This window comes from Massilia sp. Bi118 (genome assembly GCF_918697865.1).
Lineage (GTDB): Bacteria > Pseudomonadota > Gammaproteobacteria > Burkholderiales > Burkholderiaceae_D > Telluria.
Genome location: NZ_CAKKMV010000013.1, coordinates 93,770 through 117,045 on the forward strand (window position 1 = coordinate 93,770; position 23,276 = coordinate 117,045).

Annotated in this window: 25 protein-coding genes; 9 read left to right on the forward strand and 16 right to left on the reverse strand. The window is 66.8% G+C overall.

The window, feature by feature from the left end; translation table 11 throughout:
- The first annotated feature begins 43 nt into the window (after window positions 1-43).
- Window positions 44-304 carry a helix-turn-helix domain-containing protein gene (locus LQV39_RS26490; RefSeq protein WP_374199446.1) on the forward strand — a complete coding sequence of 87 codons (261 nt, stop codon included), beginning with the start codon at window positions 44-46 and terminating at the stop codon, window positions 302-304.
- On the opposite strand, the gene LQV39_RS19170 is transcribed toward LQV39_RS26490, so the two are convergent.
- Window positions 204-1,427 carry an NAD(P)/FAD-dependent oxidoreductase gene (locus LQV39_RS19170; RefSeq protein WP_230027735.1) on the reverse strand — a complete coding sequence of 408 codons (1,224 nt, stop codon included), beginning with the start codon at window positions 1,425-1,427 and terminating at the stop codon, window positions 204-206. The two genes, LQV39_RS26490 and LQV39_RS19170, sit on opposite strands and share 101 nt — an antisense overlap.
- A 130-nt stretch (window positions 1,428-1,557) precedes the next feature.
- On the opposite strand from LQV39_RS19170, the gene LQV39_RS19175 reads away from it, so the two are divergent.
- Window positions 1,558-2,193 (forward strand): TetR/AcrR family transcriptional regulator, encoded by a 636-nt coding sequence (locus LQV39_RS19175; protein ID WP_230027736.1) that lies wholly within the window; start codon window positions 1,558-1,560, stop codon window positions 2,191-2,193.
- Window positions 2,194-2,220: 27 nt separating this feature from the next.
- Here LQV39_RS19175 and LQV39_RS19180 read toward each other — a convergent pair whose 3' ends face one another.
- Both LQV39_RS19180 and ispC read right to left on the reverse strand, forming a co-directional pair.
- Window positions 2,221-2,796: a hypothetical protein gene (locus tag LQV39_RS19180; RefSeq protein WP_230027737.1), complete on the reverse strand. Its 576-nt coding sequence runs from the start codon at window positions 2,794-2,796 to the stop codon at window positions 2,221-2,223.
- Entirely contained in the window at window positions 2,793-3,986 is a 1,194-nt protein-coding gene (gene ispC, locus LQV39_RS19185) for a 1-deoxy-D-xylulose-5-phosphate reductoisomerase (protein WP_374199447.1), read from the reverse strand. The genes LQV39_RS19180 and ispC overlap by 4 nt, the downstream gene beginning before the upstream one ends.
- Window positions 3,987-3,999: 13 nt before the next feature.
- Here ispC and LQV39_RS19190 point away from each other — a divergent pair, with 13 nt between their 5' ends.
- A complete protein-coding gene (locus LQV39_RS19190) occupies window positions 4,000-4,929 on the forward strand; it encodes a helix-turn-helix domain-containing protein (protein WP_230027739.1) in 930 nt (309 codons plus the stop codon).
- Window positions 4,930-5,010: 81 nt separating this feature from the next.
- Here LQV39_RS19190 and LQV39_RS19195 read toward each other — a convergent pair whose 3' ends face one another.
- Entirely contained in the window at window positions 5,011-5,760 is a 750-nt protein-coding gene (locus tag LQV39_RS19195; protein ID WP_230027740.1) for an SDR family oxidoreductase, read from the reverse strand.
- A 115-nt stretch (window positions 5,761-5,875) separates the two neighbouring features.
- On the opposite strand from LQV39_RS19195, the gene LQV39_RS19200 reads away from it, so the two are divergent.
- The gene (locus LQV39_RS19200) at window positions 5,876-6,799 is read left to right on the forward strand and encodes a LysR family transcriptional regulator (RefSeq protein WP_230027741.1); all 924 of its coding nucleotides are present in this window, start codon (window positions 5,876-5,878) and stop codon (window positions 6,797-6,799) included.
- A 171-nt stretch (window positions 6,800-6,970) separates the two neighbouring features.
- Window positions 6,971-7,405 (forward strand): DoxX family protein, encoded by a 435-nt coding sequence (locus LQV39_RS19205; RefSeq protein ID WP_230027742.1) that lies wholly within the window; start codon window positions 6,971-6,973, stop codon window positions 7,403-7,405.
- On the opposite strand, the gene LQV39_RS19210 is transcribed toward LQV39_RS19205, so the two are convergent.
- The 6 genes from LQV39_RS19210 to LQV39_RS19235 all read right to left on the reverse strand — a co-directional run bounded on the left by LQV39_RS19210 (window position 7,398) and on the right by LQV39_RS19235 (window position 12,746).
- Window positions 7,398-8,072 (reverse strand): hypothetical protein, encoded by a 675-nt coding sequence (locus tag LQV39_RS19210; RefSeq protein WP_230027743.1) that lies wholly within the window; start codon window positions 8,070-8,072, stop codon window positions 7,398-7,400. The genes LQV39_RS19205 and LQV39_RS19210 overlap by 8 nt on opposite strands.
- Before the next feature lie 2 nt (window positions 8,073-8,074).
- Window positions 8,075-9,187, reverse strand: coding sequence for a hypothetical protein (locus tag LQV39_RS19215; RefSeq protein ID WP_230027744.1), 1,113 nt, complete (start codon window positions 9,185-9,187; stop codon window positions 8,075-8,077).
- 22 nt (window positions 9,188-9,209) lie between these two features.
- Window positions 9,210-9,893 carry a toll/interleukin-1 receptor domain-containing protein gene (locus tag LQV39_RS19220; protein ID WP_230027745.1) on the reverse strand — a complete coding sequence of 228 codons (684 nt, stop codon included), beginning with the start codon at window positions 9,891-9,893 and terminating at the stop codon, window positions 9,210-9,212.
- Window positions 9,894-9,911: 18 nt separating this feature from the next.
- Window positions 9,912-10,781, reverse strand: coding sequence for a DUF3365 domain-containing protein (locus tag LQV39_RS19225; protein WP_230027746.1), 870 nt, complete (start codon window positions 10,779-10,781; stop codon window positions 9,912-9,914).
- 70 nt (window positions 10,782-10,851) lie between these two features.
- Window positions 10,852-11,646, reverse strand: coding sequence for a LytTR family DNA-binding domain-containing protein (locus LQV39_RS19230; protein WP_230027747.1), 795 nt, complete (start codon window positions 11,644-11,646; stop codon window positions 10,852-10,854).
- Entirely contained in the window at window positions 11,643-12,746 is a 1,104-nt protein-coding gene (locus tag LQV39_RS19235; protein ID WP_230027748.1) for a sensor histidine kinase, read from the reverse strand. Before LQV39_RS19235 ends, LQV39_RS19230 begins: the two co-directional genes overlap by 4 nt.
- Window positions 12,747-12,910: 164 nt before the next feature.
- On the opposite strand from LQV39_RS19235, the gene LQV39_RS19240 reads away from it, so the two are divergent.
- Window positions 12,911-13,927: a ribonuclease Z gene (locus tag LQV39_RS19240; RefSeq protein ID WP_230027749.1), complete on the forward strand. Its 1,017-nt coding sequence runs from the start codon at window positions 12,911-12,913 to the stop codon at window positions 13,925-13,927.
- Here the strand turns inward: LQV39_RS19240 and LQV39_RS19245 are convergent.
- On the reverse strand, window positions 13,912-14,658 hold the full coding sequence (locus tag LQV39_RS19245; RefSeq protein ID WP_230027750.1) for a siderophore-interacting protein: 747 nt from the start codon (window positions 14,656-14,658) through the stop codon (window positions 13,912-13,914). The two genes, LQV39_RS19240 and LQV39_RS19245, sit on opposite strands and share 16 nt — an antisense overlap.
- Before the next feature lie 34 nt (window positions 14,659-14,692).
- Between LQV39_RS19245 and LQV39_RS19250 the strand changes: the two genes are divergently transcribed.
- Window positions 14,693-15,157 (forward strand): MarR family winged helix-turn-helix transcriptional regulator, encoded by a 465-nt coding sequence (locus tag LQV39_RS19250; protein WP_230027751.1) that lies wholly within the window; start codon window positions 14,693-14,695, stop codon window positions 15,155-15,157.
- A gap of 16 nt (window positions 15,158-15,173) precedes the next feature.
- Here LQV39_RS19250 and LQV39_RS19255 read toward each other — a convergent pair whose 3' ends face one another.
- Window positions 15,174-15,731, reverse strand: a complete 558-nt coding sequence (locus LQV39_RS19255; protein ID WP_230027752.1) for a DUF488 family protein — start codon at window positions 15,729-15,731, stop codon at window positions 15,174-15,176.
- Window positions 15,732-15,768: 37 nt separating this feature from the next.
- Between LQV39_RS19255 and LQV39_RS19260 the strand changes: the two genes are divergently transcribed.
- On the forward strand, window positions 15,769-16,407 hold the full coding sequence (locus LQV39_RS19260; RefSeq protein ID WP_230027753.1) for a M23 family metallopeptidase: 639 nt from the start codon (window positions 15,769-15,771) through the stop codon (window positions 16,405-16,407).
- On the forward strand, window positions 16,404-17,096 hold the full coding sequence (locus LQV39_RS19265; RefSeq protein ID WP_230027754.1) for a hypothetical protein: 693 nt from the start codon (window positions 16,404-16,406) through the stop codon (window positions 17,094-17,096). The genes LQV39_RS19260 and LQV39_RS19265 overlap by 4 nt, the downstream gene beginning before the upstream one ends.
- On the opposite strand, the gene LQV39_RS19270 is transcribed toward LQV39_RS19265, so the two are convergent.
- Genes LQV39_RS19270 through LQV39_RS19285 form a run of 4 tightly spaced genes read right to left on the reverse strand, consistent with a single transcriptional unit; the run spans window position 17,050 to window position 23,187 of the window.
- On the reverse strand, window positions 17,050-18,420 hold the full coding sequence (locus tag LQV39_RS19270) for an MFS transporter (protein WP_230027755.1): 1,371 nt from the start codon (window positions 18,418-18,420) through the stop codon (window positions 17,050-17,052). The two genes, LQV39_RS19265 and LQV39_RS19270, sit on opposite strands and share 47 nt — an antisense overlap.
- Window positions 18,407-19,429, reverse strand: a complete 1,023-nt coding sequence (locus tag LQV39_RS19275; RefSeq protein ID WP_230027756.1) for a glucokinase — start codon at window positions 19,427-19,429, stop codon at window positions 18,407-18,409. Before LQV39_RS19275 ends, LQV39_RS19270 begins: the two co-directional genes overlap by 14 nt.
- 5 nt (window positions 19,430-19,434) lie before the next feature.
- A complete protein-coding gene (locus tag LQV39_RS19280) occupies window positions 19,435-20,769 on the reverse strand; it encodes a GH1 family beta-glucosidase (RefSeq protein WP_374199445.1) in 1,335 nt (444 codons plus the stop codon).
- Window positions 20,770-20,775: 6 nt separating this feature from the next.
- A complete protein-coding gene (locus LQV39_RS19285; protein ID WP_230027758.1) occupies window positions 20,776-23,187 on the reverse strand; it encodes a TonB-dependent receptor in 2,412 nt (803 codons plus the stop codon).
- Window positions 23,188-23,276: the final 89 nt, after the last annotated feature.

Sequence of the window (23,276 nt, forward strand, 5' to 3'; positions counted from 1 at the left end):
CTCATCACGCCGCAAACCATGCCCTGGCATAAAGCGCAGCGCGCTGCGCGATTGCCTGGACCGCAACGGCCAGAACGTCAGCCGCGCCGCCCGTGAACTGGGGGTATCGCGTACCACGATGTACCGGCTGCTCGATAAACACGGCATGCGGGCCGGCACCGAACTGCACCAAGGGCACGTGACGATTCCCCCGGCTGGGAAACTCAGCGGCCAATCGAAGGCGGACGCTGGATATGCAAAACGGATGCCGCGAGAATCGCCGCTTTATCGCCCGTCAGCGGCGGATAAATCCTTTCGCGATTGATGACGGTCTTTGTTTGCTTTGCGATCTCGCCTTCGGAGCGCACCGCGCGATCCCAGCCTTCGGCGTAGACGGCGCCCCAAGGACCGAGGTCGATGATGTTCGTGTACCAGTCGATATGCAGGGGTTCGAGCGGCGGGCCGATCAGGTCGTTGACGACGTTCTGGCCCGCGAAGCGCCCCATCGGACGGGCATGCTGGCAAGACATCACCGACGGCATCTTGCCATCGATGAGCATGTGGGCGGCGTCGCCGGCCGCGAATACATCGTCGAATCCTTTCACTTTCAGGCACGCGTCCACATACAGGCGCCAGGAGGCATCCAGCTTGGCCGATACCTGGCCGTTCAAAGGGCTGGCGCGCATGCCCGCACACCAGACCACCGTGGAAGAAGGCAGGATGCTGCCATTGTCGAAAGTGACGCCATCCGGCGAGATCGCTTTGACTGCGACGCTGGAAAGCAGCTCGACGCCCAGTTCCGCGCAAGCGCGCTCGATGACAGGGCGCGCGCCTCCCAGCTGCGCGCATGCGGTGGCTTCGCGATCGGCCAGGATCACCCGCACCTCCGCCTCGGCGTCGGGAATGCCGCTGGCTTGCGCCGCCGCGCGCAGACGGGCCGGCAGTTCACAGGCGAGTTCGACGCCGGTGGCGCCGGCGCCCACCACCACCGCCGTCAGCCAGCCGGGCCGCCGCACGGCATGGGCGAGCTGCCGGACATGGGCTTGCAGGCGCATCGCGGAGGCGTGGGTGTCGATGTCGAATGCGTGTTCGGCGAGTCCTGGAATGGCCGGCAAGGCGAGCGCGCTGCCGCTGGCAATCACCAGTTTGTCGTAGAACAGCGCCCGCGGACTCCCCTCTACCAGGGCGTCGACCCGCCGCTTGCCGGGGTCGATGCCGGTTACCTCGCCGACGACGAGTTTCACGCCCACCGGGTCCAATACCTGGCGCAGCGGAACGCGCGTATTGCCGAGGTCCTCCTCGTAGTACCGGACCCGGATGCCGTGGTAGGCATCGCGGTTGAGGACGGTGATCTGCGCCCGGGTCCCGGTTTCCTGCAGGCGGCGGGCGGCTGCGATTGCGCTCCACAAGCCGGCGAACCCGGCGCCGATGATGAGAATGTGCTTCATGAAAAATCCTTGGTTGGAATCAGTCGGAAGACAAAGCGATGTCTGCGTCACTTCCGCCGTAGCGCTCTGGCTGCAAGCGGATGAAGGTATAATGCGAGCTATTACTCGCATCGAAAACTCGCTTTTCCCCATGAACGAATCCAGCACCCTCAAGCCCCGCAAGCGCCCTGTACAGAAGCGTGCAATCGCGATGGTCGACGCGATTCTGGACGCCAGTGCTCGCATTCTGGTCGAGCGCGGCTATGCCGGCCTGAATACCAATGCGGTGGCGCAGCGCGCAGGCATCAGCATCGGTTCGCTCTATCAGTACTTTCCGAGCAAGGAAGCATTGCTGGTGGCCTTGCAGACCCGCCATGCACAGGACATGAGTGGCGCGCTCGGTTCGCTGCTGGCTGAATCCGACACGGGCGGCCTGGCGTCGGCGGTTGCGAGATTCGTGCGCGCAGCCGTCGCCGCGCATGAACTCGATCCGGCGCTGCATCGCGTGCTCGAAAAGGAACTGCCGTTTTTTGTGGAAAGCAGCGAACTGGTAGGAAAGGACGTGCATCGCCATGTCCTGGCCTTGCTGACCAAGTACAGGCGCGAAGTCGCACAAGCCAATCTCGAACTCGCTGCGTGGATGGTGATGCGCATGACCGAAGCGCTGGTGCATGCCGCGGTGCTCGACAAGCCGGCCGCATTCGGCGCGAAGGAGATCGAAACGGCCGTGGGCGGCGCGATCATGGCTTTTCTGAGCAGCCCTGCGCAGCAAGCGGGCAATGGATAGCCAATGCACCGCTGGCGGCTCCCTTCCTCAGGTCCGCCTTTCGATCCATTCCGCGCCTGCTTCGCCCGCATTGGCGAAGGCTTTGGTCAGCATGCACATGGCGTGCGCGTCGGCGCGGTCTTTCGTGCCTGCGATCGCAAGCCAATGCAGCTGCTCCGCTGCCGTCAGTGCGGTCCACCAGGCGTCGATCTCCGAAGGGTCGCCTGGCTGGCTGCAAAAGCGAAGGCAGTCGATCTCCGCCCCATCTTCGAGCAGCAGGAGCAGCCAGCCTTCTCCATCCGCCTCCGGCAGCGGCAGGATGTCGTAGGAGCGGTCCCGCTCGCTGTTCAGCCATAGCCCGGCCGACTGGATGCCGGCGAGGTAGGCGCGGATTTCCAGATGCATCCGGTAGGGAATGCGCGGGTCGGGACCGTAGCGCGAGATGAAGGCCTGGCGCTGTCGTTCGCCGAGGCCTTCCCACCACGCGCCCGCTTCGGCTGTTGATACCGGCGGCGCCGTAAACGCCGCGCCGCCGATCTCCGCGCCTTGCTCGTACAAGACCAGCTTCCATCCACCGCCAAGGCGGCGCGGCTGGGCGCTGATACGATAGCTGGAATCGCTCATGCCGTCAGGCGGGCAATCGCACGCGATGCGAGCCTTTGCGCATGCAGGTCGATTTCGATGACGTCATCGAAGCTGCGAGGCTCGCCCACTGCGAGCTCGTCCAGCACCTGGCGGTTGACGTCGGCGATCGATGTGAAGCGGATCGCGGAGCGCAGGAAGGCGGCAACCGCGGTCTCGTTGGCGCCATTGAGGGCGGTCGTTGCGGCCTGTCCCGTCGCGCAGGCGTCGATCGCAAGGCCGAGGCAGGGATAGCGCACGAGGTCGGGCCGCGCAAAACTCAGACGCAGTCCATCGAAGTCCAGTGGCGGCACGCCGGCGGAGATTCGCTCCGGATAGGCGAGCCCGAATGCGATCGGCGAACACATGTCGGGCAGGCCCATCTGCGAGATGACGCTGCCATCGACGAATCTGACCATCGAATGCACGACGGCCTGAGGATGGATCATGACCTCGATACGGCCGGCAGGCGCATCGAACAGCCAGCGCGCCTCGATATACTCGAGCCCCTTGTTCATCATGGTGGCCGAGTCCACGGATATCTTTCGTCCCATCGGCCATACCGGATGGGCGCAAGCCTGCGCCGGCGTGACCTGCGCGAGCTCCGCCAGTGGCATCGTCCTGAGCGGACCGCCGGAGCCGGTCAGGACGATGCCGGTCAAGCCATGCCTGTCCCATGCGCTGCGGCCCATCGCCCGTTGCAGCCTGGGCGACACACACTGGAAGATCGCGCTCAGTTCGCTGTCGATCGGGATGACCCTGCTGCGGTGCGCGCGCGCCTCGTCCATGAACAGCTGTCCGCACATCACCAGCGATTCCTTATTCGCGAGCAGGATCCGCTTGCCGGCCCTGAGAGCGGCGACCGTCGGCAGCAGGCCGCTGGCGCCGGCGATGCCGGCGACGACGAAATCGGCTTCCCCGCATGCCGCCAGTTCCGCGATCACAGCATTGCCGGCACATACAGCCGTGTCCAGTCCCATCGCGGCCAGCGCGGCGCGCACCTCACCGGCAGCCCGGCTATCCGCCATTGCGGCAAAGCGCGGCCTGAACTCGGCGCATTGGGCGATCATGCGCTCCATGTTTGCGTTGCCGGTCAACGCAAAAACCTTGAACCGCCCAGTATGCTCGCGCAATACCCGCAGTGTGCTCGTTCCTACCGATCCCGTCGAGCCGAGGATCGTGACCATCTGTATACGTGAAGATTCCATGGCATTCATGTTCTTGTTGGATAAGGCGATTATTGCCGCCATCCGCAGAAGCCGAATAAGGCTTTTTCGACATTCATTAGCGAAATACCGCCAACTTCCAGACCACCGGCGCCTGATTGGCCGGGTCGGGATACACTGGCGATTTCAGGGGATGCCGATGTCGGAACCGAAAAGGCTGGAAGCCGCCACGGCGCCGGTGATTGGCCTGTCACACGAATATCCGCCAGGTTCGGAAGCGGTCCATGTGCATGAGAGGTTTGGACAGATCATGTATGCGGTGCGCGGTGCGATGACGGTCAGCTCGGCGCACGGCTGCTGGGTATTGCCACCTCAGCGCGCATTGTGGATCCCGCCAGGCATTCCGCACAGCTTTTCGCATTCGCGGCCGGTCTCGCTGCGGACCGTGTACGTGCGTGAAGACGTCGACGCCATGCCGCCATGGCGCAGTTGCACGGTGTTGCACGTCTCGGCGCTGGTCCGGGAACTGATACTGGCAGTGGTTTGTGCGCCCTGGGATTACGCACGGCACAGCCATGCGGAGCGCCTTGCGCGCGTCTTGCTGGACCAGTTGACCCTCCTGAAAGAGGACAGCTTCTATTTGCCGGAACCGCGCGACGCCAGGGCCATGAAAGCGGCATCGATCGCACGCGGCGATCCCGGCCACCTGCTGTCCTTGCAGGACATCGCACGCCGGGTCGGCGCCAGCGACCGTACACTGGACCGGCTGTTCGCCGCGGAAGCCGGGGTCGGCTTCGGCGCGTGGCGCCGCAATCTGCGGCTGCTGCTTGCGCTCGAACGCCTGGCCAACGGCGAGCCCGTCGGCCTGGTCGCCTCTGCCGTCGGTTACGAAAATCCGAGCAGTTTCGTCGCCATGTTCAAGGCTACCTTCGGTGCGACGCCGGCGAAGTATTTCGCAAGGCCCAGATGAGTAGGCGGACCCGCACGCTACGTGGCTCGGCCTAGTCTTGCACGCCGCATTCGTGAGCTCGCCGAGCAGGGCCGCCTGCCATCAGGCCGCGAAGCCCCCGTCGATCAGCAGGTCGGCCCCGGTCACAAAAGCCGCTTCCGCACTCGCCAGGTAAGCCACCATCCCCGCCACTTCCTCGGCCTTGCCATGCCGCGGCAGCGCCATCAAGCCATGCAGGGACGCAGCAAAATCCCCCTGCGCCGGATTCATGTCGGTGTCCACCGGCCCCGGGCTGACGTTGTTGACGGTAATGCCGCGGCCGCCCAGGTCGCGCGCCAGGCCCTTCACCAGGCCGGTCAGCGCCGATTTGCTCATCGCGTACACGGCGCCGCCGGCAAAGGGCATGCGTTGGGCATTGGTGCTGCCGATGTTGATGATGCGGCCGCCTTCAGTCATGTGCGCGGCTGCCGCCTGCGCTGCGACGAACACGCCGCGCACGTTCACGGCCACGGTCTTGTCGAAGTCCTCGAGCGAGAACTGGTCGACGGGACCCATCAGCAGCACGCCGGCGCTGTTGACCAGGATGTCGAGGCGGCCGAAACGCCCGGCCACGCTGTCGATGGCGCGGGTCAGCGCCGCCGCGTCCGATGCATCGGCCTTGAGGGCGATGGCCTTGCCGCCGCGCGCTTCGATTTCCGCGACCAGCGCTTCGGCGGCGATGGCCGAGGCGCCGTAGCCGATGGCAACGGTCGCGCCTTCGCTCGCCAGGCGGCGCGCGGTGGCGGCGCCGATGCCGCGCGAACCGCCGTTGATGAAGGCGACTTTGCCCTTGAGAGTGGTAGTGGTGTTCATGGTGTATTCCCTTTCGTTGGCCAAGAATCGGTAAGGGAAGTATCTGTCGCGGCAGATTGTTGCGGTAGTCATCAGTCGGCAACTACAGCTATAACCATTGGTTTAAAATGAGCGCATGCAGAACGAGCTCAGCACCCACCTCGATGCTTTCGTCGCCGCGGCCGACGAGGGCAGCTTTTCGGCCGCCGCCCGACGACTGGGGATCACGCCGCCCGCCGTCAGCAAGAGCGTCGCGCGGCTGGAAGCCGGCCTGGGCGTGCGGCTGTTCCAGCGCAGCACGCGCAGCCTGAGCCTGACGGCCGAGGGCGAGCGCCTGTACCGCCAGGTGCGCACGCCGTGGATCGAGATCGGCGACGCGCTGGCGGAATTGCAGCAGGGCGCTGGCAAGCCGGCCGGTACGCTGAAGGTGGCGATGGCGCCGGCCGTGGGCAGGACCTATTTCGTGCCGATGCTGGAAAGCTTCATGGAGCGCTATCCGGACATCGTGCCGGATCTGCATTTCGATAACCGCCAGGTGGACCTGATCGCCGAAGGCTACGACGTCGCCATCGGCGGCGGCATCGAGCTGACCGAGGGGCTGGTGGCGCGCGAGCTGGCGCAGGTGAGGATCGTGCTGGCCGCGGCGCCCGCCTACCTGGCCAGGCATGGCGCGCCGGCCGAGCCGGCGGACCTGGCGCGCCATCGCGGACTGCTGCGGCGTTCGCTCGCGGACGGACGGCTGGTGCCGTGGATACTCAAGAACGGGGAGGGCGGCGAGGTCATCGCGAACGCGAAGCCGGTGGCCGTGATGGACGATCCCGAGGCGCTCGCCAGGGGCGTGGCCTGCGGGCTGGGTATCGCCATGCTGCCGCTGCCGCATGCGCTGCCCCTGCTGCGGAGCGGAGAGATCGTGCGCGTGCTGCCGGCCTGGTATGCCGAAACGCGTCCGCTATCGATCTATTATTCGAGCCGCAAGCTCCTGCCCGCCAAGCTGAGGGTCTTCGTCGACCATATCGTCGCCGAAGCCAGGGCGCGGGCTTACGGCGATATGTTCAGATAAAGCCGCTTATCGATCCGCCGGCGCCACCGGCGCCCTTCGATCCCATGCAGCGCCCATCCAGCAGCCGCGTGCCGTCCTCGAGAATCTGGGTGTACCGTTCAGCTACCGCGAGAACGTCGACGGCCACGCACCCATCCGGACGATCAACCCGAACAAGCACAAGGAGTTGTCATGCAAACGACCCAAGAAACCCAGGCGATCCTGCAAGCGGCGGAGGACTACGGCAAGCTGCTGCTGCGTGCCGTCCTCGCCATCATGCTGCTGTTCCACGGCTTTTCGAAACTCGCGGGCGGCATCGGCTTCATCACCGGCATGCTGGAAAAGGCCGGCCTGCCGGGCATTTTCGGCTATGGGGTCTACATCGGCGAAGTCGTCGCGCCGCTCCTGATCCTGGCCGGCCTGTTCACGCGGCCCGCGGCGCTGGTGGTGGCGATCAACATGATCGTGGCCCTGCTGCTGGTGCACACGAAGCAGTTCTTCACCCTGAACGAGCAGGGCGGCTGGGCGCTCGAGCTGCAGGGCATGTACCTGGCGGGTGCGCTGGCGGTGGCGCTGCTTGGCGCGGGCCGCTACAGTCTTGGCGGCCGTAACGGGCGCTTCAACTAGCCGCAGGCCGGGACAACCAGCGGGCCAGGGCGCCCGGATCCTCGTCGCGTTGCAGACGGCCAGCGGCATCGAGCGCCAGCATGGCCGGCATGGCCCGCGCAGCGGCAACCAGGCTGTCCGCGCGGCGTGCCGGCAGATGCAGCACGGTCCGTCCGGGCGCCGCCAGGTAACGCATCAGCACATCGAAGGTGCCGCCGGGCTGCCTGCCGGCGTTCGTGTCGCCGTCCCACACGGCCACCAGCAGGTCCGCCTGCGCGGCGAGGTAGTCCCCGAGCCGCACATAGGGGGCGGCGCCCTCGAGCGCGCCGCCATCCGCGGGCAGCTCGAACACCGCCTGCGCGCGGCCGCTCAGCGCGAGGTAGCTGTCCCGGAAGCTTGTGGACCCGGGCTGTTCCTGGCTCGCGATATACGCCGCTTCCGGCATCGGCAGCGGGGCCAGCAGCCGCACGCGTCCGGCGCCGAGCCGCGCCTGCAAGTCCAGCACCTGCTCCGCGAACAGCTGGTCGGCGCCGGCCGCCAGCGGCGACAGGCAATCCAGCGGCGCCGCCTGCGCGAGTTCGGCCAGCGCGCTTGAGAGCTGCGCGCGCAGCCGCGCGCAGTCGTCCGCGTGCAGCGCGCGGTGGCCGCTGACCGCGATCACGAGCGGCGATGGTGTCAGGGATGCCATGTTCAGCCCAGGTGGTACATGCCTTTTTCGCCGAACAGGCGGTGCCATTCATGGACTTCGGACATCAGCAGTTCCATCAGGCCGGCGAGGTGTTCCTGCACCTCGGCGATGCCGGCGTCGCGCTCGAGCGGCATGTTCAGCCAGGCGTCCAGGCGGTGCGCCATCGCGCCGTAGGACGTGCTCAGGCGCTCCGATTCTTCCTGCGCCGTGAAGCCCTGCAGCGAGGCGGCGAAGGCCGGCACGCCGGTCGAGATCATGGTCAGCGCCGGCGCATGCCACACCAGATGGCCCATCACCGCCGCGATGGTGGCCGCGAAGCCGGTCAGCGAAATCCTGTGGACGCGGTGCACGATCGCCTGCTCCTCCTGCGCGCGGCGGCAGTGGTAGCGCAGCTGCTGGCGCGCGAGCTGGCGCGCATATTCCAGCGCGGTCGTGGTGTAGGTCCACTCGTCGTCGCGGCAGACGCGGTCCAGCTGCGCCAGCAGGGCGGCGCGGACCTGGTGCCGTTCGCGCTCGTGCGCGGCGGCGCGCGCGTCGACGCTGGCGTGCTGGTGGCCGGACAGGGCCGCCAGGTGGGGCGGCAGGGCTTTATCCTCCGCATCGAGCGCCTGCTGGGCGCGGCCGTGCAGCCAGAGCGGCGCGCGTTCCTGGTCGAGCGCCACCAGCACCGGCAGGCAGCGCAGGAATTCCGCATGAAAGCGCAGGCCCAGCCAGTGCTCGTGCCAGTTGACGCGGTGGGCGTTGCGGAAGGTGAGGAAAAGCACCACCAGCGTGCCCAGTTCCGCCACCGATACTAGCAGGCGCAGGGTTTCGGATTCGGTAGCGACACCCCATGCCGCCAGCAGCACCGCCAGCGCCGCGCAGCCGTACAGCACGGTGTAGGCGTCGCGTGCGCAGCCGCCGATGCGCTGCGCCAGCGTGTCGGACTCGATCAGGGCGCCGGTCAGGCGCTGCAGCAGGCCCGGTCCGATCAGGCGCCCGAGCAGCGCCTGGCTGGCGTCCTGGGACGGCGCGGCCGGCAGCTCGTGCGCCTGCCAGCCGGCCAGCAGGACGCGTTTGCGGAAGAAATTGCGGATGCGGCCGGCGCTGCGGCAGCGGATGGCGGTGTCGGACATGGATGGACTGCGGGTGAGGTTCTTAATTGGACTGAGCGCTGCAGCGGGTCAGGAACTGCTTGCGCTCGGCCGCGTCGTCGATCTCCAGCGCCACCGCGGCGATCACGTCCTGGCGGTTGCGGCCGGGCAGGGCCGCGCGCTTGACCAGCTGGCGCGCGATCGGGCCGAGGATGCGGGCCAGTTCGAGGGCCACCGGTTCCTGCTCGGCCGGCTGCAGCGAACGCGCGGCGATGTGGATCGGGGCGGCAGCGGCCGGCACCACGATGGGGGCGGACGGCGCCGGCGCCGCCTCATCGCGCGTGGGCGCGCCCAGCACGGCGGTCACGGAATGCCTGAGCTCCGCCAGGCTGGCGTCGAGGTCGCGGCCGAAGGCGTCCAGCCAGTGCTGGGTGCTGATGAAGTATTCGAGGCTCTTGGACGGCGCCACCGCTTCGATGCGGAAGGGCAAGATGGTCAGGCCCTTGTTCACCGCCCGCTCGACTTCGCGGCGCACCTGCGGCGAGTTGTTGGAGCTGGACGAGAAGATCAGCAGCAGGATGCGGCACTGGTCCATGCCGTTGATGATCGCTTCGGCCCAGTCCTCGCTGGGCCGGATGTCGCGCGGCGCCACCCAGCAGCGCACACCGGCGCGTTCGAGGCAGTGGCAGATCGCGTCGGCGTGGCTCTTGTCGACATGGGAGTGGCTGAGGAAGACGTCGTAGGCCATGGTTCAATCCAGCAGTGTTCAATCCAGAAGGGCGAGGGCTTTTTCCATGCTGCGGCGCATGCGCGTGAAGGCGGTACTGAGCACCGCCAGCTCGTCGCTGCCGCCTTTCGGGAAGGGTTCGACGTCAAGGCGGCCTTCGCTCACCGCGTCCGCGATGCGGGCGATGCGCCGCATCGGCCGCAGCACTAGCCAGTACATCACCGCGTTCACGAACAGCAGCAGGGCGCCGAAGGACAGGGCGAAGCCGGTCATGATCATGTTCACCGTGCGGTCGGCCTTGCGCATCGCCACGTCCAGCGGCACCGAGACGATCTGGCTGCCGATCACTTCGCCCAGCTTCCAGCCGAAGCCATTGTTCGAGCCGTACAGGGCCACCATGCTGGCCGGCGCTGCGGCCGGTGTGCTGTGGCAGCTCAGGCACTGCGCGTCGTTGATGCGGATCGGGCGCGCCAGGTAGAGCGAGGGGCCGGATTCGCTGTTGCGCTGGCCGATGAATTCCTTGGTGTCAGGATGGTCGCGCAGGCGCTGCACCACGTCCGCTTCCCAGTCCACCACGCGGTCGCGCGGGTTGGTCGGGTTCAGGGTCGCTTCCTTGTACGAGTAGTCGGGATTCGACTTGTGCAGGGCTGCGAAGCTCTGGGTAGCCGCGTAGGAAGGTACGGTCTGGGGCAGGAAGGTCTTCAGCAGCTGCGGCGTGAGCAGGGGCTTGATCTCGCCGGTGGTATAGCTGCGCGCCGCCATCGCCGATTCCATCATCAGCCGCGCGCTGCCGATGACTTCTTCTTCCGCGTTCTTTTGCAGGACCTGGCGGGTGAAGAAGCCGGTGGCGAGAAAGCCGACGCCGAAGACGGCGACCAGGCCCAGATTGATTTTGACGAGGAGCTTCATGCGCGACCGAGAGTATTGCGGGTGAAGCGCGGAATGATAACAAAACCAATAGCCTTTGTATTAAGTATTTTTACATCTGCTTGAACAAATGCGCAAACAGCGGGCTGACCTTCAGCCGGTCGCTACGCCCGCGCAGCGCCAGGCTCAGCTTGCCGGTCTCGTCGCGGCTGGCGCTGGCCACCTGCCGCATGTTGACGATGCTGCTGCGGCTGACCTGGCAGAACTGGAGCGGGTCCAGCTGGGCCATCAGTTCCTTCAGCGGCAGGCGGATCAGGGCGTCGCTGTCGGCGGTGGCGACGTTGACGTATTTGTCGAGCGCCTGGAAATAGACCACGTCCTGCACCGGGATCACGCGTACCACATTGCCGACGGCCGCGCGGATCGTGCTCAGGCGTTCCGGCGCGGATGCCTGCGGCAGCAGGGCGCGCATCTGCTCGACCAGTCGGGCCAGCCCGCCGCCATCCTGGCGCACATCGAGGCGCAGCTGCAGGCGCTCTACGGTGCGGCGCAGGCGTTCGTCGCTGACCGGCTTCAGCACGTAGTCGGCGGCGGCCTGCTCGAAGGCCTTCAGCGCATAGTCGTCGTAGGCGGTCACGAACACGATTTCCGGAAAAGGCTGCGGTCCGTCCCAGCGCTCGGCCAGCTCCTCGGCCGCTTCCAGCCCGCTCTGGCCGGGCATCTTGATGTCGAGGAAGAGGACCTCGGGGCGCAGGGCCAGCGCCTGCTCGACCGCGGCCAGGCCGTTCGGCGCGGTGGCGGCGATCTCGAGCCCGGGCCACAGGCGCTGCAGCGACTGGGCGAGGATGGCGGCGAGGATGGGTTCGTCCTCGGCGATCAAGGCGCGGATGGGGCGGGAAGCGTTCATGCGAACTCCAGGGGAAGGGTGAGCCGGGCCAGGGTGCCTTGCGGCGGGGAGGGCTGCAGGTCGATGCCGGCACGCTCGCCGTACAGCACTTGCAGGCGTTCGCGGGTGGTGGACAGGCCGACGCCGCCGCCCTCGCGCGCGCCGGCGCCTGTCAGGCCGAGCCCGGTGTCGCAGACCGTGATTTCGAGCTTGTCGTCATGTTGCGCGGCTTCGATCCTGACCATGCCGCCGTCGATCTTCGGCTCGAGCCCGTGGACGATGGCGTTTTCGACCAGCGGCTGCAGCAGCATGGTCGGCAGGCGTGCGCCGCGCAAGGCCTCCGGCAGGCTGCAGCGATACGACAGGCGCGCACCCATGCGCACCGCCATCAGGCCGAGATACGCCTCCAGAGCGGCGAATTCGTGGTCCAGCGTGGTGGTTTCCATGCGCGAGACGCTCAGGGTGGCGCGCAGGTATTGAATCAACTGGTCCAGCATGCGGCTGGCCTGCTGCGGGTCGATGGCGATCAGGCCCTGCAGGTTGGCGAGGGTATTGAACAGCATGTGCGGCTCGATCTGGGCCTGCAGCAGGCGCAGCTGGGCCTGCAGCGCCTGGCGTTCGACGGCTTCGGCGCGCAGCAGGGCTTCGCCGCGCTCCAGCTTGATGCGCTCGAGCCGCTCGCGGCTGACGATCACCAGCGAGAAGGCGGCGATGCACAGCATCGAGAACAGGATCATGCTGATCTGGCGCGGGTTCGGGTAGTTGGCCAGGCTGGGCGGCGTGTCGCCCTGCAGCAGGGCACCCAGCACGATGCCGCAGTAATGCGCCACCGGCGCCGCCAGCACGATGATGGCGATGAAGGGCGGCCACATGTGGCGGCGGCGCGAGGGATCGTCCCATAACGCCAGCCGGGCGCCGTCGACGATGACGGCGGCGATGCTGCCGATGCAGGTCGAGTAGATCATCTGGCTGGACAGGATCTGCGGGTTGCCTTCGACCAGCGTGATCAGGACCCCGGTCAGCGCGCTGTAGAAGGCGGCCAGGCGCAGGTCCCTGAGGAAGCGGTGCAGGCGCTGCGGCAGGGCCGGGCGCGGCGGCATGGTATCGATGAGGCTTGTCATGCGGGCATTGTGCCCAGCCGCGCGTCCGGCGGCAAGACGGGATGCGACGAAGCCGGGCTGGAAGGGCGCGAAACCGGCCGTCGAAGGCGCGAACCGGAACCGGCGCGGGCCGCGCATGCGGGATAATGAGGCCGTCGCCACTTCTGCGCAGGAGAACCACCAGCATGGAATTCCAGTTCCTCGGCACCTCATCCGGCACCCCGAGCAGGTCCCGCAACGTGACGGCGCTGGCGCTGGCGCTGCGCTCGCTGGGCGCCTCGCGTGCGGCGCGCCACTGGTCGCTGGTCGATTGCGGCGAGGGCACCCAGCACCGCATCCTGCGCACGCCCTGGTCGCTGAACGACCTGGCCGCCATCTTCATCACCCATATGCACGGCGACCACTGCTACGGCTTGCCCGGCCTGCTGGCCAGCGCCGGCATGATGAACCGCACTGCGTCCCTGACTCTGGTCGGACCGGCGCCGCTGCGGCCTTTCATCGAGGGTGTGATGGCGACCACGGAGCTGGGTCTGCCTTTTCCCATCGAGTTCGTCAACGTAACGGAGCTCGAGGGAGTGGAGGTGCTGCCGGACCTGGTCGTGCGCGCGACCGCGCTGTCGCACCGCATGCCTTGCTGGGCCTACAGCTTTACGGAGCGCCAGGTGGAACGCAAGCTCGATACGGCCAGGCTGGAGGCGGGCGGCGTGGCGCGCGGCGAAGCCTGGGGCGCATTGCAGCACGGCCGCGAAGTTGTGCTGGCCGACGGCCGCGTGCTGCGGCCGCAGGACTGGCTGCTCCCGGGGCGCAAGCCGAGGAAGCTGATCGTCGGCGGCGACAACGACCGCCCGGATCTGCTGATCGAGGAAGCGCGCGACGCCGAAGTGCTGATCCACGAGGCGACCTACACGGAGGCCGTGCTGCAGAAAGTGGGACCGGGGCCGCAGCACAGCTCCGCGCGCATGACGGCATCGGCTGCGGCGGCGGCCGGGGTGCCGAACCTGGTGCTGACGCATTTCAGTCCGCGTTACCAGGACGGGGAGGGTTCGCCGTCGATTCGCGAGGTCGAAGAGGAAGCGCGGGAGGTGTATGGAGGCGAGCTGTTCTTGGCGCGGGATTTTGATCGTTTCGAGCTGGATCGGGATGGGCTGCTTACAAGCCGTCGTTCCCGCTTTCGCGAGAATGACGTTTACAAATCCTCGTGATGGTCGGCGACCCCCCGCTTCCAGTAAGCCGATACCCGCATATGCTGCTTCGGCACCCCCTTTTCAAGCAGCACCTGCCGCACCTGCGCCATCAGGCCAGCCTCGCCGCCGCCCCAGGCGAAACCTGTTTCGGCTGCGGGCAAGGACAAAGCCCGCAGCGCGGCCAATAACTCGTCATTGGACGACATCCACCGCAGCTCCGCCTGCGCAGCCCCCGCAAACCTGCGGCGGTCCGCTTCGCCGGCCAGCACCAGCACGAAAGCCCGGCTCCCCGCCGGCAGCTCTTCCAGCCTGCGCGAAATCGCCGGCAAGGCAGTGTCATCGCCCACCAGCAGATGCCAGCCCAGTTCCAAAGGGACGATCATCGATCCACGCGGACCGCCGACCAGCAGTCGGTCGCCAGGTTTCGCCGCGCGCGCCCAGTCGGACGCCGCGCCTGTGCCATGCAGCGCAAACTCGATCACCAGCTCGCGCGCTTCCCGGCTGAAGCGCCGTGGGGTATAGTCGCGCCGCGCCTGTCCTTCGCCGGGCTCGCCGAACATCAGCTTGACGTGGTCGTCGAAGCCGAGGGAAGTGAAGTCGGCCAGCGCCTCGCCCTTGAAGGTGATGGCGACGAAACCGGGGGAGAGGCTGTCGACGGCAGTCACTTCGAGGTCGCGCAGCTTGAGTTCGTGGCGGACGCGCTGGACCAGCGGGGCGCTGCCGGCGGCAGCTTGTACTTCGTGCGTCATCATTGCTCCAAACTAGTTGATAATATCACCCATTATGCCGAAACAAGTTGATCAAGTCAACCAAAAGCCCGTCGACGACGTGCTCGAGACCATGCATGCCATCATGCATCTCTACCGTTCGGCCCAGCACCGCAGCCTGCGCGACGGCCCCAACGACCTGGCCCACATGGAAGTCAAGGCGCTGGGCTTCTTCGCCCGCCATCCGGGCGCCACGCAGAGCGAACTGGTGGCGCACTCCGGCCGCGACAAGGCGCAGGTGGCGCGCCAGATCCGCGCCCTGCGCGAGCGTGGCCTGCTCGAAGCCCGGGCCGACGAGGCCGACCGCCGCAGCGCGCACCTGTACCTGTCGGAACAGGGACGGGCCGTGCACGCCGCCCTGCACAGCAATGACGGCAGGCTGAAGGAAGCGGCCCTGCAGGGCTTCACGGCACAGGAGCAGGGCGCGCTGCTGGACCTGCTGGCCCGGGTGCGCGCCAACCTGCAGGCCATGCCCGACTGAGAGCGCGCTCCAAGCGTCAAAACCCCAGGCTGCCCTGCATCTCCTGCTGGCGCTGGGTGTCGGACGGGTAGGTGATGCGGGTGCCGTCGACCTGCGCGAAGTTGGTGAGCTTGTGCGGCTTCGGCTTTTGCGGGCCGATGATTTCCTCGACCGGGATGCCGCGCACCAGCAGGGCGTCCGCCACCAGCGAGCGGTGGCAGCGCCAGGGCACGGCTTCGGCGCACATCAGGGCGCAGCGGGTGTGCTCCGCCAGCTCGACGACGGTGTCGACGTTCTGCGCGAATTCCTCGGTCTGCATGTAGTCGGCGTAGCCGCGGAAAGAGGTATTGCGCCAGCCGGCGTTGGGCGAGTCCGGGCGCGGACGCCGCAGGCCGCCCAGGCCGGCCAGGTAGCGGTACTCGATGCCGGCCGCCTTCAGCGAAGCGGGCAACTGGTCCTGGCCGAACTGCGGATTGTGGCGCGACTTGGGCACGGTGCGGATATCGAGCACGCAGGCGATCCCGTTCTGCTTCAGCAGAGCAATGAATTCCTCGATGCTGCGGTTCGAATGGCCGATGGTGGCGACGGTTTCCATGCTTTGATTCTGGCACAGATGTCCCCATCTGCGGCGCATGCGAACCTTGCTGCGTTGCCTGGCGCTTGCCGTCGCCCTGATTGCCCTCGAAGGCCTGCTGCGGCCGTGGGTGGAAAACCTCGTCTACGCGATCCGGCTGGGCGCGATGCCGGCCCCGCTCGCGCTGCCGGTGCCGGTTGCCGGCGTCACGCCCTCGCTCCTGGCCGACACCTGGGGCGGGGCGCGCAGCGGGGGCCGCAAGCACGAAGGCATCGACATCTTCGCCAGACGCGGCACGCCGGTGCTGGCGGCCACCGAAGGCATCGTGATGCGCGTCGGCACCAACCGGCTGGGCGGCCAGGTGGTGTGGGTGCTGGGTCCGGGCGGGCAGCGCCACTACTACGCCCATCTCGACAGCTACGGCGACGTGCACGCCGGCATGCGCATCGATGCCGGCAAGATCGTCGGCTATGTCGGCAACACCGGCAACGCCGCGACCACGCCGCCGCACCTGCATTACGGCATCTATACGGCGGGTGGCGCCATCAATCCCTATCCCTTCTTAAGGCATGGTCCTACAAGCGCACGCATGGGGGCCACCCGGCATGCGGAGGCGGGGACATCGGCACTACAATCGCACAAATGGACAAGCTCGAAGCAAGAAATTTCATTGAGCCAAAAATCAACGAGCAGTTGAGGCAGGACACCGTTCTGTGGCGCTACCTGGACGCAGCCAAGCTCTTCGATTTCTTCGAAAATTCGACCCTGTTCTTCTGCCGAGCCGACCACTTCAGTGACAAGTTCGAAGGCGCGTTCACGCCCTCGCTGCGGCAACAGATCAGCGACGCCTATGCCAAGGGTGAGATCGACTACACCTACGAACAGTTCAAGCGGCGCATGCGCGAGTCCGTTTTCATCAATTGCTGGCATCGCAGCCAGGACGACAGCGCCGCCATGTGGGCGCTGTACGGCAAGTCGGAGTGCGCGGTGGCGCTGACGACCACCGTGGGCCAGCTGGCCGGCACCCTGAAAGGCGTGGAGACGGATCACGACATCACGATCGCGCGGGTCGAATACGTCAAGCACTGGAGCGATCCCAAGCTGGACGTTTCGCCCGACTACGCGCGCATCTTCGCCTACAAGACCAAGGCCTACGAGTACGAGAAGGAAGTCCGCGTGATCATCGACCGTACCGGACACGGTCCGATTCCGGAGGGTGTTCACTCCGGAATCGTGATTCCCATCGATGCCACGCGCCTGCTGCGCAGCATCGTGATCGCGCCGGACGCGCCGCCCTGGTTCGAGCAGCTGGTGCGGCAGTCGGCGCAGCGCTACGGACTCAAGGCGCCGGTGCGGCGCTCGAAGCTGGCGACGGATCCGATCTGAGCTCGTCCTGCTTGCCGTTGAAACCGTCGTCGAGGTGGAAGGGCGCGAACCAGCAGGCCAGGAAAGAAGGGATGGTCGCCACCATCACGAACACGAAATAGGAAACATAGCCCATCATCTCCTGAAGGTGGCCGCTCAGCACGCCCGTCACCATGCCGCACAGGCCCATCAGGCCGGTGCCGAAGGCGTAATGGGTGGTGGCGTAGGGGCCGGGGGCCAGCTGCTGCATCAGGTAGATCATGAAGCCCACCGAGCCGAAGCCGAAGAAGAACTTCTCGATCACGACGCCGGCCGTGATGGCCAGCAGGCTGGAAGGCAGGACCATGCTCATCGCCAGGAAGGTCACGTTCGGGATGTTCACCGCGCAGCACAGCAGGAACAGCGTGCGCTTCAAGCCGCGGCGCGCGACGAACCAGCCACCCAGCAGGGAGCCCACCAGCACCGCCGCCAGCCCATAGGTGCCGTAGACGATGCCCAACTGCTCGTTCGACAGCCCGAGCCCGCCGCGCGCCGCCGCATCGACCATGAAGAAGGGCCCGATCTTTTCGAGGAAGCCGATGCTGAGCCGGAACAGGAAGGCGAAGGCCACCATCTTCCACACGCCCGGCTTCCGGAAGAAGGTGACGAATGAATCGCGCAGGATGCGCCATGCGCCTTGCATGTCGGCTGGCGTGTGCGCGGCGCGCGCGCCCTCGGGCATGAAGCGCGTATGCCACAGCGCCATCGCCAGGGTGATGCCGGCCACGATGAAGAAGATCACGCGCCAGGCGTCCATCCAGGCCTGGCCGAACACGCGCGGGTCGTGGTGGAACACGTCCGCGTGAAGCCGCCCGCTCAGGTAGACCAGGAAGCCGGAAGCGACGATGGGGCCGATGTTCCATGAAAGACTCTGCACCCCGCAGTACAGCGATTGCGCACGGCTGTCGAGCGAGGTCACGTAGACGCCGTCGCTGGCGATGTCCTGGGTGGCGCCGATGAAGGACATCAGCCAGAACAAGGGCAGCAGGACTGTCATGTAGTCGGGCAGGCCCATGGCCAGGCCGGCGCCGGCGAAGCCCAGGCCGATCAGCAGCTGCGCGCACAGCACGAAGAACTTCTTGGTCCGGTACATCTCGACGATGGGCGCGAACAGCGGCTTGATCGTGTAGGCCAGGATCAGCATGCTCGAGTAGGCCGCGGCGCGGCCGTTGTCCATGCCCAGATTCTTGAACATGATGGCGGTGACGCTGCACAGCATGGTGTAGCCGAGCGCCATCGTGAAGTAGCCGGTCGGGACCCACAGCAGGGGCGAGCGGCGCGCGCCTGCCGGTTCACGCGTAGGCATGGTGGCCTCCTTCCATGCGGGCGGGACGCGCCCCTAGCTGTTTGGCCAGCATGGTGGCCGCGCCCGACAAGGCAGGCGTGGGCGCATGGATTACGAAGCAGGGGATCTGCGCCGTGAAGCTGGAGAAGCGGCCCTTGTGCTCGAAACGGGCACGGAAGGGCGAGTCCGCGAACCAGGCGCCCAGGCGGGGCACCACGCCGCCGCCGATGTAGATGCCGCCGCGCGCGCTCAGAGTGACCGCGAGGTTGGCGGCCATGGTGCCCAGCATGCCGCAGAAGACCTCCAGGGTCTCGCGGCACAGCGGGTCGCCGGCCAGGCCGCGTTCGACCACCAGCGCAGGATTCACGGCCTGCTGCGCCGCCCCGCGCCGGCACCCGAGGGCTTCGTGGATCAGGCTGAGGCCCGGTCCGGAGATCAGGCGCTCGGCCGAGAGATGCGGATAGCGCTGCCAGCAGAAGGACAGGATACGCTGCTCGCGCTCGTCGGCCGGCGAAAAAGCGACATGGCCGCCTTCGCTCTGCAGCACCGTCCAGCCAACCGGATCGTGGCAGGCCGGCACCAGGCCGGCCACGCCCAGACCCGTGCCGGCGCCCAGCACGCCGATCACGGCGCCGGCACGCGTCGCGCCGCCGCCCACCTGCACCAGGTCGGCGGCCGCCAGGTCCGGCACCGCCATCGCCAGCGCCGCGAAATCGTTCACCACCAGCAGCGTGTCCAGGCCGAGGTCTTCGCGCGCCTCCTCGATCGAGAACTGCCAGTGGTGGTTCGTCATCCGGATGAAGTCGCCCTCGACCGGATTGGCGATCGCCACCACCGCGTGTCTGACGCGTACGCGGCGATGCCGGCGCAGGTAGGCGCGCACCGCATCGATGAAGCGCGGGTGGCCGTCGCAGGCCAGGGTCGCGCCGTCGGTGATGTGGCCGGGCGCCCGCTCCAGGGCGAAGCGGGCGTTGGTGCCGCCGATGTCGGCCAGCAGGCGCGGGCCGTCAGGGTAGTCGTCGCGTTCCATGGTGTTCAGGCGGCGTGCCGCGAACGACGCTGGCCAGCGAGGAAGTCGCGGTACCACAGCGCGCTGGCCTTGGGGATGCGGGCCTGGGTCGCGTAATCCACGTAGACGATGCCGAAGCGCTTGGTGTAGCCCGAGTTCCACTCGAAGTTGTCGAGCAGGCTCCAGAGGAAGTAGCCGCGCACGTCCACGCCCTGGTCCATCGCCGCCTTCAGGGCCGTCAGGTGGCTGCGGATGTACTCCAGGCGCACCGGGTCCTGCACTTCGCCGGCCTCGACATGGTCGCTCGATGCCATGCCGTTTTCGGTGATGTAGATGGGCGGCAGCCCGTACTCGGCCTTCAGCTGCAGCAGCAGCTCGGTCAGGCCTTGCGGGTAGATCTCCCAGCCCATGTCGGTAAAGCCCTGGCCGCCTTCCGGTTTGCGCGGCGGGACTTCGGCGCTCATGACCTCGCGGCGGTAGTAGTTCACGCCCAGGAAATCGAGCGGCTGGGCGATGATGTCGAAGTCGCCCTCATGGACCTCCGGCGCGTCGGCGCCGTGGTGGGTGAGAGCCAGCTCCGGATAGCGGCGCTTGAAGATCGGGTCCATGAACCACTGGACCGAGCGCGCCCATTCCAGCTTCGCCAGCGCGCGGTCGGCTTCGGAATCGGTGGCCGGATCGGCGGTCCACTGGTTCAGTACGATGCCCAGCTCCGCTTTCGTGCCGGTCGCGCGCATCGCCTGCATCGCCAGCCCGTGCGAGAGCAGCAGGTGGTGCGAGACCTGGACCGCCTGCTTTTTATCGGCCACGCCGGGCGCGAACTGGGCGTTGCCGTAGCCGAGATTGGCCGTGCACCAGGGCTCGTTGTGGGTCGCGATCGTCACCAGGCGGTCGCCGAAGCGGCGCGCCACCTCCCCGGCATAGTCGGCGAAACGGTGGGCGGTGTCGCGCGACAGCCAGCCCCCATCGTCCTGCAGGCCTTGCGGCAGGTCCCAGTGATACAGGGTCAGGTGCGGCGCGATGCCCTTGTCCTGCAGCGCATCCATCAGGCGCTTGTAGAAGTCGAAGCCTTGCTCGTTCCATGCACCTTTGCCGTCCGGCTGCACGCGCGTCCAGGCCATCGAGAAGCGGTAGGCGTCCACCCCCAGCGCGGCCATCAGCGCTACGTCCTCCCTGTAGGTATGGTAGTGGTCGCAGGCGACGTCGCCGTTGCTGCGGTCCTCGATGGTGCCGGGCGTGCGGCAGAAGCTGTCCCAGATCGAGACGCCTTTGCCGTCGGCGCGCGAGGCGCCTTCGATCTGGAACGCGCTGGTGGCGACGCCCCAGGTGAAGTTGGCAGGGAAGTGCATGGATTGAATCATGGTCGTTTAAAAGTCGATGCCGGTGTTGAAGCCGATGGTGCGCGGCGGCTGGTACTGGGCCAGCCAGATCGCGTGCGGGCCCGGGTTGAAGGCGCTGGTCTTGATCTTCTCGTCGCTGACGTTACGCACGAACAGGTCGAGCCACCACTTGTCGCGGGTGTAGCGCAGGCCGACGTCGGCGCGGCCGTAGGCCTTCTGCCGGTCTTCCGCGCCGAGGTCGAACACCGACAGCGTTGACTCGGTTTCGTAGTGGGCCGAGATGCGCGGGGCCAGGGTCGTGCCTTCGCCGAGGCGGAACACGTGCTGGTACTGCAGCTGGGCCATGAACTTCGGCGTGTGCGGCATGCTGTGGCCGGTCACGTCCAGGCAGGTGGTGGTGCCGTTGGTGGCGGGGCAGGGCGGCAGCGTGTAGTCGTTCGAGCCGCCGGTCAGCTTGCCCAGCTTGGCGTGCGGGGTGAAGGTCAGGGCCAGCATCATGCGGTCGTCCGGGGTGATCCTGGCGGTGATCTCCGACTCCAGGCCGTAGATCTTTGCGCCGTCCGCATTCTCGGTAGCGAGGCCGCGGGTGCCGTCCGCATTCGTGATCGGAGAGCTGAACTGGAAGCCGCGGAACTTCTCGAAGAAGATCGCGTTATTCACCAGCAGCTTGCCACCCATGAAGCTGCTCTTGCTGCCCACCTCGTAGTTGGTCAGGGTTTCATCAAAGTAGGGGCGGCCGCCATCCTGCAGGCCGCCGGATTTGTAGCCGGTGGACAGGCTGGCGTAGACCATGTTGTAGCGGTCGATGTCATAGCCCAGGCGCAGCAGGCCGGTCCACTTGTGGCCATTGAATTCGCCGGTATTGGACGGCACGTTCGGGTTGTAGCCCTGGCCGGGTTTGGTCGGATCGATGTTGGGCGAGAGCGGCACCTGCGGCACGACCGCCTTCGAATCCCAGGTATAGCCGTTGCCGCCTTCGTTGGTGCGCTTGTCGTGGGTGTAGCGCGCGCCACCGGTCAGGTGCAGGTTGTTCGCAAGGTTCCAGGTCGCCTGGCCGAAGGCGGCCGAGGACTTGACGGTTTCCTTCGGCTGGATGAAGGAACCCTGCCAGCCCACGGTGCCCTGCTGGGTGCCGTTCATGATCGGGATATCGAAGCGAATGCCGTTGTCCTCGGCGCCGTAATAGAGGCCGAGCTGCCAGTCGATCTCGCGGCTGCCCAGCGACTGCAGCTCGACTTCGTGGCTGTAGTTGGTGTAGTGCGAATAGACGGTGTTGTTTTCCTGGTGGTTGCCGCCGGTCGAGAAGCTCGTCGGCAGGTCGGCGCCGGCGTCCTGGTCGAAGGTCGAGGAGCCGTCGAACTTGGACCAGCCGGCGATATAGGTCAGCTGCATGTCGGGATTCAGCTGGTATTCCAGGCGCGAGCGGACCGAATCCGAATCGCGCTTCAGGGTGGGCGCGGTGTCGATCAGGGCCGACCAGAAGTCCTGGCCGGCGCGCGGCGTCTGCATCAGGTTCATCGACGGCGTGCCGCGGTCCGTGAAGCGCTCGTAGGCGATGTTCCAGCGCAGCTGGCTGCTCGGCTGCCACAGGAAGGAGATGCGCGCCGCGGTCTGGTCCTGGGCGCTGTATTTGGGGCCGGTGCGCACGAACAGGTTGGGATTGATCGGCTGGAAGGCGGCGTCGGCGCCGCCGGAAGCCTTCCAGGCCGCGCGCTGATCGGCCAGCGAGGGGACATTGAAGGCCTGGTAGTCGACATAGCCGTCGTGCTGCTCGTGGACGGCGGCGATGCGCAGCGCGGCGGTCTCGCCCAGCGGGATGTTGAATGCGCCGCGCGCGCCGTAGCGGCGGTAGTCGCCGAGGCCGGCTTCCACGCTGCCGCTCTTGCTGCCGAGGACAGGCTTGGCGGTCTGCATGTTCACCGCGCCGACGGTGGAGTTGCGGCCCCACAGCGTGCCTTGCGGACCGCGCAGGACTTCGATGGCGTCGAGGTCGAACAGCAGGGCGGTGGCGCCTTCCGGACGCGGCGAGTAGATGCCATCCACAAAAGTAGCGACTTCCGGATCTGCGTATTCGGTCTTGGCGCTGTCGTTGCCGATGCCGCGCAGGGTCATGGTGGTGACGCCGTGGTCGCCCTGGCCGGTGGCCTGGAAGCCAGGCACGAGGTTGACCACGTCGAGCAGGGTCTGCACGTGGTTGTCTTCGAGGGTCTGGGCGTTCAGGGCGGTGATCGCGATCGGGGTCTTCTGCAGCGAGGTCGAACGCTTGGTCGCGGTCACGATCACTTCGGCGATCTTGCCGCTGTCGCTGGCCTGGGCGGCCGGCGCGGACGGCTCGGCGCTCTGTGCATGGGCGGCGGCATTGAAGCCGGCGCAGAAGGTGAGGATGGCAAGCTGGATGGGCGTAAGGGTGCGCCGTCCGGCGCAGGCGGTGTTCTTCATGACTGTCTCCTGAGTTTTATCGTTGTGCTGCGTTTTTGCTGCGATCAGGCTTCGAATGCGATTTGCATCTGCAATCGATTTCATTGTTC

Coding starts and splice junctions, on each gene's coding strand:
- LQV39_RS19210 (WP_230027743.1), bottom strand. CDS start 8,072: ATGGCATCCCTGACACCATCGCCGCTCGTGATCGCGGTCAGCGGCCAC.
- LQV39_RS19235 (WP_230027748.1), bottom strand. CDS start 12,746: ATGACAAGCCTCATCGATACCATGCCGCCGCGCCCGGCCCTGCCGCAG.
- LQV39_RS19255 (WP_230027752.1), bottom strand. CDS start 15,731: ATGGAAACCGTCGCCACCATCGGCCATTCGAACCGCAGCATCGAGGAA.
- LQV39_RS19240 (WP_230027749.1), top strand. CDS start 12,911: ATGGAATTCCAGTTCCTCGGCACCTCATCCGGCACCCCGAGCAGGTCC.
- LQV39_RS19275 (WP_230027756.1), bottom strand. CDS start 19,429: ATGGAACGCGACGACTACCCTGACGGCCCGCGCCTGCTGGCCGACATC.
- LQV39_RS19245 (WP_230027750.1), bottom strand. CDS start 14,658: ATGACGCACGAAGTACAAGCTGCCGCCGGCAGCGCCCCGCTGGTCCAG.
- LQV39_RS19220 (WP_230027745.1), bottom strand. CDS start 9,893: ATGGCCTACGACGTCTTCCTCAGCCACTCCCATGTCGACAAGAGCCAC.
- LQV39_RS19230 (WP_230027747.1), bottom strand. CDS start 11,646: ATGAACGCTTCCCGCCCCATCCGCGCCTTGATCGCCGAGGACGAACCC.
- LQV39_RS19180 (WP_230027737.1), bottom strand. CDS start 2,796: ATGAGCGATTCCAGCTATCGTATCAGCGCCCAGCCGCGCCGCCTTGGC.
- LQV39_RS19250 (WP_230027751.1), top strand. CDS start 14,693: ATGCCGAAACAAGTTGATCAAGTCAACCAAAAGCCCGTCGACGACGTG.
- LQV39_RS19170 (WP_230027735.1), bottom strand. CDS start 1,427: ATGAAGCACATTCTCATCATCGGCGCCGGGTTCGCCGGCTTGTGGAGC.
- LQV39_RS19190 (WP_230027739.1), top strand. CDS start 4,000: ATGGCATTCATGTTCTTGTTGGATAAGGCGATTATTGCCGCCATCCGC.
- LQV39_RS19200 (WP_230027741.1), top strand. CDS start 5,876: ATGCAGAACGAGCTCAGCACCCACCTCGATGCTTTCGTCGCCGCGGCC.
- LQV39_RS19280 (WP_374199445.1), bottom strand. CDS start 20,769: ATGATTCAATCCATGCACTTCCCTGCCAACTTCACCTGGGGCGTCGCC.
- LQV39_RS19195 (WP_230027740.1), bottom strand. CDS start 5,760: ATGAACACCACTACCACTCTCAAGGGCAAAGTCGCCTTCATCAACGGC.
- LQV39_RS19285 (WP_230027758.1), bottom strand. CDS start 23,187: ATGAAGAACACCGCCTGCGCCGGACGGCGCACCCTTACGCCCATCCAG.
- LQV39_RS19270 (WP_230027755.1), bottom strand. CDS start 18,420: ATGCCTACGCGTGAACCGGCAGGCGCGCGCCGCTCGCCCCTGCTGTGG.
- LQV39_RS19175 (WP_230027736.1), top strand. CDS start 1,558: ATGAACGAATCCAGCACCCTCAAGCCCCGCAAGCGCCCTGTACAGAAG.
- LQV39_RS19225 (WP_230027746.1), bottom strand. CDS start 10,781: ATGAAGCTCCTCGTCAAAATCAATCTGGGCCTGGTCGCCGTCTTCGGC.
- LQV39_RS19260 (WP_230027753.1), top strand. CDS start 15,769: ATGCGAACCTTGCTGCGTTGCCTGGCGCTTGCCGTCGCCCTGATTGCC.
- LQV39_RS19215 (WP_230027744.1), bottom strand. CDS start 9,187: ATGTCCGACACCGCCATCCGCTGCCGCAGCGCCGGCCGCATCCGCAAT.
- LQV39_RS19205 (WP_230027742.1), top strand. CDS start 6,971: ATGCAAACGACCCAAGAAACCCAGGCGATCCTGCAAGCGGCGGAGGAC.